Consider the following 11,237-nt stretch of genomic DNA (forward strand, 5'->3'; position numbering starts at 1 on the left):
TTCAGAACGGCCACGATACAGCGCCCAGAATGATGGCGGAAAGCAGAATGAACCCCGCGTCGCGGTTGGAGCGGAACAGCCGGAGGGCCAGGGCTGGATCATCGGGGCGAACGTCCCGCGCCTGACGGAACAGATGGGCCGCCCAGGGCAGGAGGGCGACATAGAAGAGCGGACCGAGGCCGGCGGTCAGGCCCGCGGCGACGGTCAGGACGACTGTGAGCCCGTAGAAGACGCCGACGCCGCGCTGGACGTTGGCGCCGAGACGGCGGGCCGAGGACTTCACCCCGACCATGGCGTCATCCTCGATGTCCTGCAGGGCGTAGATGGTGTCGTAGCCGAGGGTCCAGAAGACGAGAGCGAGGTAGAGGAGGAGAGGGTGAAAATCCGGGGCGATGATCGCGACGTTCGTCGAACCCTGAAGGAAGGAGAAGGCCACGAGCGCGCCGCCGCCGTAGGCCGCCGCCGCAAACCCCATCAGCACGCCCCAGTTGAAGGTCAGGCCGAGCCAGGCCTGGGGCCACCAGGTGATGCGCTTCATGAAGGGATAGCCGGCCACCAGCAGGACGGAGGCGACGCCGAGCAAGGCGGCGATGATGTTCAAGGTCAGCAGGATCAGCAGGCTGATCAGGCTGCAGCCGATCACGAAGGCCCAGGCCTGTTTCACCGAGATCCGGCCGGACGGGATGGGGCGCATCGCCGTGCGAGCGACCTTCGCGTCGATGTCGCGGTCGACGATGTCGTTGAAGGCGCAGCCCGCCGCCCGCATCAGACAGGCGCCGAGGGCGAAACCGAGGAACAGCCAAACGTCGTAGAGGTCCGGCGTCTTGCGGTATTGGGCCAACGCCAGCGCGATCCCCTGCCAGCCGGGGAGGAGCAGCAGCCAGATGCCGATCGGCCGGTCGAACCGTCCGAGCTTCAGCCACGGCTTCAGGCCTTCCGGCGCATGACGGTCGACCCAGTTCGTCGGGGCGTCGGGAAGCGAGGCGGAGGTCATGGATCGGAGATAGCCTGTTGGCGGATGAGGGAGAAGGCATGCGTCTTCGCCTTCCCGGCATTGCTGCCGGAAAGTGACGGGGAGGTCGCGGAGCGCGGGCGGCTAGCCCGGAACCGTGATGTGGCCCCCTGCTTTCGCGTTACGGGGACCGTGAGTGAGTTTTCGGCGTCGCCGCCTGTGCTCCGCGCGACCGGTTCACGCAGGCAGGACGCTGAGGGCTTCTGCACGGCCTGCCGGGTGTCTTCAGTCCCCTGCGCTTTCCACCGTTTACTCCCTGGACGTCCCGCGGCCCGCGACGGGCGGAGAGCGGCCAGGCTCCCCGGGCTCTGCGGTTTCGGTTTCCCCCGCAGACAGTCCCGCACCTTCCCGCCAGCCAGAGCCGGAGCCCCCAAAAGACGATCTGGATGCGGTTTCCCGCTCGATCACACCCCGCCGCACGTGATGGCCCTGGCGCCAGACGCCCTCCCCCGCGACGGGATGGGAGGAGTATGCCGGCGGGCCTTCCTATGGCGGGATGGGGACGCTGTAATTTTTGGAAGGCAAGCGAAGTCAGCGGGTTGGCCGCGCGGGATATGCTGACAATCGGAAAATGGGTAGCGCCGGAAATTGCCCCCATCCGCTATCGTCATTCCGGGCGGAGCGCAGCGAAGACCCGGGACCCAGCGGCGCGCGAGAGCGCGAACCTGTCGGCAGCACGGTCCGGGAGTGGTGGTCCGCCGCCATCGCCGGTGTTTCGCCGCCGTCGCGGCGCCGCGGGGTTGAGGGTCTGCGAGCCGCTGCGCGTCTCTTCGCCCGGAATGACGATAGCGGGGAGGGCTCGTAGGTGGGCGCCGCTGTTACGGATGAACCGTCTCGCCATGCTGGGTGTAGTCGAGGCCTTCGATCTCCTCCTCCTTCGGCACGCGCAGGCCGGTGGTGAATTTGCAGATCATCAGGATGGCCCAGGTGCCGACGGCGCTCCAGGCGATGACGGCGATCAGGCCGATGGTCTGGTTGAGCAAATTGGCGCCGGCCGCGGCGGGGTTAATGGCGGTCGTCGCGAGGACGCCGGTCAGCAGGGCGCCGACGATGCCGCCTATGCCGTGCACGCCGAAGGCGTCGAGGCTGTCATCGTATTTGAAGGCGCGTTTGAGCCAGACGGCGCCGGCGAAGCAGGCCGGGCCGGAGACGAGGCCGATGAGGAAGGCGCCCTTGGGATCGACCAGACCCGCGGCGGGGGTGATCCCGACCAGACCTGCGACGAGGCCGGACAGCAGGCCGAGCAGGGTGGGCTTCTTGTGATCGATCCATTCGACGGCGGTCCAGCCGATGGCGGCGGCGGCGGCGGCGAGGATGGTGTTGAAGGCGGCGACGGCGGCGATCCCGTCGGCGGCCCAGGCCGAGCCGGCATTGAAGCCGAGCCAGCCGACGAGCAGCAGGCCGGCGCCGATGGCGGTGAAGGCCAGGTTGTGCGGGGCCATATTGTCCCGCCCGTGCCCTTGGCGCGGCCCCAGCACGAGGGCCGCGACCAAGCCGGCGACGCCCGCATTGACGTGGACCACGGCCCCGCCGGCGAAGTCCAGCACGCCCAGCGACCCCATCCAGCCGCCGCCCCAGACCTGATGGCAGATCGGCGCATAGACGATCAGATGCCAGAGGAAGAAGAACAGGATGGAGGCCGAGAATTTGATCCGTTCGGCGAAGGCGCCGGCGATCAGGGCCGGGGTGATGATGGCGAAGGTCAGCTGGTAGGCGATCCACAGGAACTCGGGCAGGCCCGGCGCGAGGCTGTGCGCCGTCGAGGGCGTGACGCCGTTGAGGAAGGCCGCCTGCAGGCCGCCGATGAAGCCGTTGGCAGCCCCGCCGCTGGAGCCGAAGGACAGGCTGTAGCCGGCGATGAACCAGAGCACGGTGACGATGGCCATGGCGGCGGTCGACTGGGCAATGGTCGACAGCACATTTTTGCGCCGCACCATGCCGCCGTAGAACAGGGCCAGACCCGGCAGGGTCATCAGCAGGACGAGGGCGGTGGAGGTCAGGATCCAGGCTGCCGAGGCCTCGTTCAGCGCCAGCGGCGCCTGGTGCGCCAGCAGGGCCGGCGCGGCCGCCAGTGCGGGTCCGGCGGCGAGCAGGCCCGCGAGGCTGACGAGGGCGGCGAGGGTGCGGGATTTCATGCGCGGGGGTCCGAGGCTGGAGTCACTAGGCTCGGCTCGAACCGCGTTCGGGGCCGCGGATAGGGATAGGAACCTATTGCACCGCAGCAGGCAAATCATTTCGTGTGCGGCGCAATAACTTGCTGTGACGCTGCGCAATCGCGGGCCGGGGAGGGTCAGTACGGCACGTCCTGACCGCTGGTCTTCGCGCTTGCGTCAGACCTTGTAGAAATCGCGGTACCAGTCGACGAACCGTTGGACCCCGACGTCGATGGGGGTCGAGGGAGCATAGCCGAGGGCGGCGCGGGACTCGCTCACGTCCGCCTCGGTTCGCGTCATCTCGCCGTCCTGGGTCGGCATGATGTTCAATATCGCCTTGCGGTCCAGCACCTGTTCCAGCACCTCGATGTAGCGCGCCAGAGGCTCGCGTCGCCCGGCGCCGAGGTTCAGGATACGCCAAGGGGCCACGCCGCTTGTGCCGGGGCCGGGCGCCTCGGCCTGCCAGTCGGGATCCTTGCCGGGCACGGCGTCCAGGGCCGCCACCACCCCGTCGACGATGTCGTCGACATAGGTGAAGTCGCGCTCCATCTCGCCGGCGCCGTAGACGTCGATCGGCTGGCCCTCGAGGATGGCCCGGGTGAATTTGAACAGGGCCATGTCCGGCCGGCCCCACGGACCATAGACCGTAAAGAACCGCAGCCCCGTGCACGGGATGCCGAAGATGTAGGCATAGGCGTGGGCCATGGCCTCGTTGGCGATCTTGGTCGCCGAATAGACGTTCAACGGATGAGCGACGCCCTGCTGCACCGAGAAGGGCAGGGCGGCGTTGGCCCCGAACACCGAGCTGGTCGAGGCGAACACCAGATGCTCGGCCTTCACGGCGCGGGCGCCTTCCAGCACGGTCAGGAAGCCGACCACGTTGGAGTCGATGTAGGTCTCGGGGTTTTCGACGCTGTAACGGATGCCCGCCTGGGCCCCGAGGTGGATGATGCGTCGGGGCGCGTGCTCGGCGAACAGGGCGGCCATGCCGTCGCGATCGGCGAGATCAAGCGTGTAGTGGAGGTAGCCCGGCTGGGCCAGCAACAGGTCGAGCCGCGCCTGTTTCAGGGCTGGGTCGTAGTAGTTGTTGAGGTTGTCGACGCCGATGACCGTCTCGCCCCGCGCCAGCAGACGTTGGGCGGTGTGGAAGCCGATGAAGCCGGCCGAACCGGTGACGAGGACAGGGTCCCTGGAGGTCATGGATTTGCGATAGCGCCGGGCGCGCCGCTCCGCCACCTCATATCGAAAACCGCCGCATGATCCGGCCGGAGATGGGCGGCAGTTCGTCCGGCCCGGCGCCGTCGACATTGACCGATTCGACCGGGAGGAAATGGCCGTCCGGAGTCCAGGCGACGGTCTCATGGCCGAGGTTGAAGACGCAGGTCAGGACCTCGTCGCCGTGGGCGCGCTCGAAGACCAGGAGGGGCGCGGGGGCGTCAAGGAAGCGCAGGGAGCCGAGGCGGAGGGCGGCCGCGGCCTTACGCAGGGCGATCAGGCGGCGGGTCAGGTTCAGAATGGAGGCAGGATCGGCGTCCTGACGATCGACCGCCAGAGGCGGATGGCGCGGATCGACCGGCAGCCAGGGCTCGGCGATCGAGAAGCCGGCGTGGGGGGCATCGGCCCGCCACGGCATGGGGGTGCGGGCGCCGTCTCGGCCGAAGGTCTCGGGCCAGTTGGCGATGGCTTCGGGATCGACCAGCCGGTCGAAGGGGACGTCGGCCTGCGGCAGGCCCAGCTCCTCGCCCTGATAGACGAAGACATTGCCGCGAAGGGCCATCAGCAACAGCATGGCCATGCGGGCGAAGCGGTCCGGGTCGCGGCCCTCAGCCCAGCGCGAGACGGCGCGCGGGGCGTCGTGGTTGGAGAAGGCCCAGGAGGGCCAGCCCTGACCGGGCGCGCCGTCCCACGCGGCGTTGGCGCGGCGCACCAGATCGGAGGTCAGGGCGTCGGCATACAGATAGGCGAAACCGTAGGCGCTGTTCAGGTGGCGGTCGTCGGCGGTGAAGGCCTGCATCTCTGGCTCGGCGCCCTCGCCGACGACCTCGGCGACGCTGAAGCGGCCGGGGTAGTGGTCCATCAGGGCGCGGATGCGGGCGAGGAAGCCGGGGATCTGCGGCTGGGACTGGTTGTGGACCTTCGACTGGAAGTCGAACGGTCGGGTGCGCTTGCCCGGCGGGGCGGGCGGATTGTCGCGCAGCAGCGGATCGTGCATGGCGAAATTGATGGCGTCGAAGCGGAAGCCGTCGACGCCGCGGTCGAGCCAGAAGCGGGCCGCGTCCAGCACGGCGTCCTGGACCGCGGGATTGTGCAGGTTCAGCTGGGGCTGCTCCGGCAGGAAATTGTGCATGTAGTACTGGCCGCGCCGGGCGTCCCAGGTCCAGGCGGAGCCGACGAAGACGGACTGCCAGTTGTTCGGCGGCGAGCCGTCGGGCTTTGCGTCGGCCCAGACGTACCAGTCGGCCCTGGAGGCGGTGCGCGACTGGCGGCTGTCGCGGAACCAGGCGTGCTGGTCCGAGGTGTGGGCGAGAACCAGGTCGGTGATGATCCGAAGGCCCAGCGAGTGCGCGCGGGCGATCAGACGGTCACAGTCGGCCAAGGTTCCGAAGACCGGATCGACGTCGCAATAGTCGGCGACGTCATAGCCGAAATCCTTCATCGGCGAGGTGAAGAAGGGGCTGAGCCAGACGGCGTCGACGCCAAGGGAGGCGATGTGGTCGAGATGTTCGGTGATCCCCGCGAGGTCGCCGACGCCGTCGCCGTTGGTGTCGGCGAAGCTGCGCGGATAGACCTGATAGATGACGGCGCCCCGCCACCAGTCAGCGGAGGAAACGGTCAGTGGGTCTGGAACCTTGTCGGTCACGCGCGGCCTTCTAATTCGATACGACGTCGGGCGATGCGTCGGGACTTTGCAACGCCCGGTCGCCGGGCGATAGGTGGGCGGATGGCGGAGCCTGAAGGATGATGCAAACGATGAGGCGAGCCGGACTGCCGGGGCTGGTGCTGGCCCTGATCGCTGGGTCGGCCTGGGCCGAGGTGACCCTGACCTTCTACGCCCATCCCGGGGCCAGGGTGCGGGACGGAAACCTGCTCTTTCCCCATGCCTTTGTGCAGGCCAAGGGCACATTGGACGAGACGGGTGAGACCGTGGACTGGGCGGCCGGCTTCACCGCCCGCAATCCGGGACCGCAGCTGTTGTTCGCGCGCGGCGAGGGCGTGGTCGAGCTTCCGAACCCCCGGTATGTCGGGGAAGGAAAACCCTATCTGAGACGGACGGTCAGTGATGCCGACTATCGCGCAGTGCGAGCCCGGGCCGACTGGTGGAACAGTCCGGAAGGGTGGGTCTATGACCTGCGACGGCGCAACTGCATCACCTTCATTGCGGATCTGGCCCGGCTGGCCGGACTGCAGACGGCCGGCGAGCCGTCGATGAAGCCGGGGACCTTTCTGGAAGCGACTGCGGCGCTCAATCCAGAGGCGGCGTGGCGGGAGGACGAGGTCGTCCCGGAGGCGACCCCCGACGCCGTCACGGAACCAGAGGCTGCCCCGACGCCCGGCGGGCGCTGATTTCCATCTGGACCACTTCCAGGGCGCGGGCGCGGGCTTCGGCGGAGGGGTGCCCCCACTGCGGATAGCGGACGCGCCAGTTGAAGGCTCCGAACCGCCGCCAGAAGGCAGAGCCGATTGAGCTGTCAAACCCGGCCCGGGCGGCGAGATAGAGACCGACGCGATCCGCCTGTCGCTCGGCCCCGCCGGGCGTGTCGGTCAGAGCCGGCAGGGTCTGGGTCTGGCGGCCCCGCGTCTCGGCCTCGTGCCAGCCCCGATGCTCGAGGACGTGGTGGGCCAGTTCGTGGCCGAGCACGAGGGCGAGCTCGTCGTCGGTCGCGGTGAAACCGGCCATGGCGGTGGTGATGAACAGGCGTTTCCCGTCCGCCCGGGCGTTGAGTTCGTCGGACGGATCCAGTTGGACATCGTAGCCGCAGGCGCGTTGCGGCGTGATCCGTACGGTCTGGTCGTTTCCGTCGCGGCGGAACGCGATCTCGATGGGCCCGGACGCCAGGGCAAGGTCCAGCTTCTGGATATTGGCCTCGACGCCCTCGAAGGCGGCCGCCCGGCGGGTGACGCCGCGCGTCAGGGCCTCGCCGTTGACGCTGAGGAGAAGATCGCCGCGGCGCAGTCCTGCGAGGTCGGCGGCCGACCCTTCCGGAACCGCCAGCAGGCCCGGCAGGTCCCCGTCCAGTCCGAACCGGGTCTCGGCATAGGGGCGCAGTTCCGGGCTGTACTGGCTGGCGGCATGCAGCAACCAGCCCGCCGAGTTCCGCACCGCCGGGCAAAGCTCTGCGTTGGCCGTCGACAGGCGATAGCCGACCCTCGCGACCCGCTGATCCAGATCCGTCAGGGCGATCAGCCGCTGTTCCGCCGGGGCCGCGATCTCCAGGTCGGCATCAGCGACAGGAGCCTTCGAACCGCAGGCGGACAGGACGCCGTTCAGAAGCAGAAGGGCCGCGACGAGAGCGGGGGAACGCCGGTTCAACATGGCCGCACCATGCGTCGGGGTCTGGGGCATGCCAAGCCTCGATACGGGACGACCGCTGCGTCCCCCGGGAGTTCGGGAACGTATCACCTTCCGATGGAGGGCGGTTGGGCCCGATAGCCAGGGAACAACGGCGTGAATCGTCTGACAATCCTGAGGTGTATCCCGGAATATTTATTACATCATGATTGCATCGCGCTTGTCGTTTCGGCTCGTCGCGTTACGGTGACCGCCTCCAATAGTTGCTCCACGACGGCGGCCCCATGTTTTACGGCTTGATCAGCAACCGCTTCGGCGGCGCCTCGAATGTCTTTCTTGAGGCTTTCGAAGGATTTACCGGCCAGGCCCAGCGGTTCACGGGCGTCGGCGAGGCGCTTGAGCCGGGGGAGCCCGATGGCCCGATGTTCCCCAGCTTGCTCAGCAACCGCGCGGGCGGCAGTTCGAACCGTTTTCTTGAAGTTTTCGACGGATTTACAAGCCCGAACCAGCGGTTCACAGGCGTAGGCGAGGCGCTCGAGCCGGTGGAGCCCGTGGAGAGCTCCTCGTTCGGGGCCATCGCCAGCTATCAGGTGTGCGCATGCTGCGCGCGCTTTCACGGCGCCACCACCGAGGCGGACGGCGGCGGAGGGCCGGTCTTCGGCCTGAACGCCGACGATCGAGGCGTATTCGGTCCCAACGGCAAGCCCTCGCTCAGTTCGACCGACGCCGGCGCCCAGATCACCCGCACGAACCAGAGCTGGGCTACGGGGCTCGGCACGGCGGCGACGGTGACCTACGCCTTCCGTGACTCAGTCACGACCATGCCCACCGACACGTCCGGCTTCTCGCAGTTCAACGCTACCCAGATCGCCGCCAGCGTTCTGGCGTTCGCCGCCTGGTCCGATGTGGCCAACATCACCTTCCAGCGTGTCCAGAACAGCGGGAGCGAATTCTCCAACAACGCCACCATCCTGCTGGGCAACTACAGCTCCGGTCAGGACGGCGCGGCGGCCTTCGCCTATCTGCCGGGCGGCATGCCGGGTGCGACCGGCTTCAGCCAGGTCCAGGGCGATGTGTGGATCAACAGCTCGCTATCCTACAACGCCTTGCCGGTTCAGCAGGGTTACGGCCAGCTGACCCTGCTGCACGAGATCGGCCATGCCATCGGCCTGAGCCATCCGGCAGCCTACAACGCGGGCTCCGGCGGAACCATCACCTACTCCGCCAGCGCCATCTACTATGAGGATTCCCTCCAGTACTCGGTGATGAGCTATTTCAGCGAGCGGGAGACCGGAGCCGACTTCCGCACCGACGGAGCCGGGGTGAGGCGCTATTCGTCCGCGCCGCTGCTGGACGATATTTCGGCGGCCCAGCGTTTGTACGGGGCCAATATGTCGACCCGCATGGGCGACACCGTCTATGGCTTCAACTCGACGGCGGGCCAGCTCTGGTTCAACGCCAACAATGAACTCAGCCCCCTGGTGTTCTGCGCCTGGGACGCCGGCGGCGCCGATACGTTCGATTTCTCGGGCTATCTGAACAATGGCCAGATCATCGACCTGCGCCAAGGCTCCTTCTCCAGCGTCGGCGGCCTGATCGGCAACGTCTCGATCGCCCTCGGCGCGGTGATCGAGAACGCCATCGGCGGCCACGGCTCGGACACCTTCCGCGGCAACTCCGCAAACAACCGGTTCACCCCCGGCACCGGCACGGATGTGGTCGACGGCGGCCTCGGGACCGATACGGTCGTGTTCTCGGGCGCGCGCGCCGCCTACACCATCACCTGGACTGGACAGACCGGCACGGTCGTCGGCAACGGCCAGAACGTGACCGTGACCAATGTCGAATCCCTGCAGTTCACCGACCAGACCATAGCGGCGACACCGACCGGCGGCCTGGTGGTTGGCGGCGACATCACCAACGAGACCATCACCGGCACCGCCCTGGCGGACGTCATCGGTGGTCTGGGCGGGGCTGACACCATCAACGGCCTGGCCGGGAACGACAATCTGAACGGCGGCTCGGGCGACGACGTGCTGAACGGTGGCGACGGCGACGACATCCTGATCGGCGCCCTGGGCAATGACGCGCTCAACGGCGGGGCCGGCACGGACACGGCCGACTACTCCGGCGCGGGCGCCGGCGTGACGGTCAATCTGTCCAATGGCTCGTCCAGCGGCGGCGGCGGCTTCGACACTCTGACCCAGGTCGAGAACGTGACCGGAACGGTCTATGCCGACACCCTCACGGGTGACGCAAACGCAAACGTCCTGCGCGGCGGAGGCGGCATCGACACCCTCAACGGCGGCGGCGGTGCGGACGAACTCCATGCCGGCGCGCCCGGCGAGGGCGGCGGCGCTCCGGATATCGTCAAGGGCAATGACACGGCCAACAACACCATCGGCACGGCGGTTTCGCTGACCGGCGCCTTCGATTTGCGCGCCGACTCGACCATCGGCAGCTCGACCACGATCCCGCACGCAACGGTCGTCGCCACGACCCATGGCGGCGTCGAATACTACGCCATCACCGTGGTGGCCGGCGAGACGGTGATCTTCGACATCGACGGCGCCAGCTTCGACAGCACGCTGCGGCTGATGACCAGCGCCGGCGACGAACTCGCCAACAATGACGACAACGCCTCGGACGGCGGCTCTTCCACGGACTCGATGCTGACCCACACCTTCGGCGCCGCCGGGACCTACTACATCCAGGTTGCGCGTTGGCTGACCAATGTCGGCGAGACCTTCACCTCTGGTCCGCCGCCGGCCGGCCAGACCTATCGGCTGAACGTTTCGAGCCCCAGTCAGACCCCTGTGCCGGTCACGCTGATCGGCTCGACGCTGAACGGCGACGCGGGCACTGACACGCTGAATGGCGGCACGGGCGCTGACACGCTGAACGGCGGCGCGGACGATGACGCCCTGACCGGCGGCGGCGGCAACGACGCGATCAACGGCGGCGATGGTACGGATACGGCCGTCTATTCGGGGAACCGGTCGGCCTACACGATCTCGGTATCGGGTGGCGTGACCACTGTGGCGGGTCCCGACGGAACTGACAGCGTGAGCAATGTCGAGCGGCTGCAGTTCGCGGACGGCCTGTATAACGCGGCCGGGGAGCCGGTCGGCGGTGCAATCAACGGCACGGCCGGGGCGGACACCCTGAACGGTACGTCCGGGGCGGATGTCATCAACGGATTGGACGGCGATGACGTCATCAACGGCAGGGCCGGGAACGACACGATCGACGGCGGCGCCGGGACCGATACGGCTGTGTTCTCGGGCACGATGGCCCAGTCGACGGTGACGACGACGGGTGGAACAACCACCGTGGTCGGGCCTGACGGGACCGACACGCTCACAGGCGTGGAGTATCTGCGCTTCGACAACGGCACCCTGATCGTGGGTGCCGGCGGCGGCCAGTTGATCCTGGGTACGTCTGGAAACGACACGCTCATCGGCACGGCGTTCGCCGATGACATCCGGGGCGGAGCGGGTGATGACCTCCTGATCGGCGGGATTGGGGCCGACACGATGGTCGGCGGCGAGGGTATCGACAC

General features: G+C 67.9%; 7 protein-coding genes. 2 read left to right on the plus strand and 5 right to left on the minus strand.

From position 1 onward, the window contains the following. Window position 1: 1 nt before the first annotated feature. The 4 genes from ACTIEW_RS00305 to ACTIEW_RS00320 form a co-directional block, all read right to left on the minus strand. Window positions 2-994 (minus strand): UbiA family prenyltransferase, encoded by a 993-nt coding sequence (locus tag ACTIEW_RS00305; RefSeq protein WP_439475908.1) that lies wholly within the window; start codon window positions 992-994, stop codon window positions 2-4. A gap of 836 nt (window positions 995-1,830) precedes the next feature. Further along, window positions 1,831-3,147, minus strand: a complete 1,317-nt coding sequence (locus ACTIEW_RS00310; protein WP_439475909.1) for an ammonium transporter — start codon at window positions 3,145-3,147, stop codon at window positions 1,831-1,833. 195 nt (window positions 3,148-3,342) lie between these two features. After that, window positions 3,343-4,365 carry an NAD-dependent epimerase/dehydratase family protein gene (locus ACTIEW_RS00315; RefSeq protein WP_439475910.1) on the minus strand — a complete coding sequence of 341 codons (1,023 nt, stop codon included), beginning with the start codon at window positions 4,363-4,365 and terminating at the stop codon, window positions 3,343-3,345. 37 nt (window positions 4,366-4,402) lie between these two features. Further along, entirely contained in the window at window positions 4,403-6,025 is a 1,623-nt protein-coding gene (locus tag ACTIEW_RS00320) for an alpha-glucosidase (protein WP_439475911.1), read from the minus strand. Between the two features lie 110 nt (window positions 6,026-6,135). On the opposite strand from ACTIEW_RS00320, the gene ACTIEW_RS00325 reads away from it, so the two are divergent. Further along, window positions 6,136-6,729 carry a hypothetical protein gene (locus ACTIEW_RS00325; protein WP_439475912.1) on the plus strand — a complete coding sequence of 198 codons (594 nt, stop codon included), beginning with the start codon at window positions 6,136-6,138 and terminating at the stop codon, window positions 6,727-6,729. On the opposite strand, the gene ACTIEW_RS00330 is transcribed toward ACTIEW_RS00325, so the two are convergent. After that, window positions 6,689-7,729: a M48 family metalloprotease gene (locus ACTIEW_RS00330; protein ID WP_439475913.1), complete on the minus strand. Its 1,041-nt coding sequence runs from the start codon at window positions 7,727-7,729 to the stop codon at window positions 6,689-6,691. The genes ACTIEW_RS00325 and ACTIEW_RS00330 overlap by 41 nt on opposite strands. A 230-nt stretch (window positions 7,730-7,959) precedes the next feature. Between ACTIEW_RS00330 and ACTIEW_RS00335 the strand changes: the two genes are divergently transcribed. Then, window positions 7,960-11,237: M10 family metallopeptidase C-terminal domain-containing protein (locus ACTIEW_RS00335; RefSeq protein ID WP_439475914.1), on the plus strand; the 3,278-nt coding region annotated here is incomplete at its 3' end.

The sequence above is a fragment of the Brevundimonas sp. genome, assembly GCF_051860745.1.
Lineage (GTDB): Bacteria > Pseudomonadota > Alphaproteobacteria > Caulobacterales > Caulobacteraceae > Brevundimonas.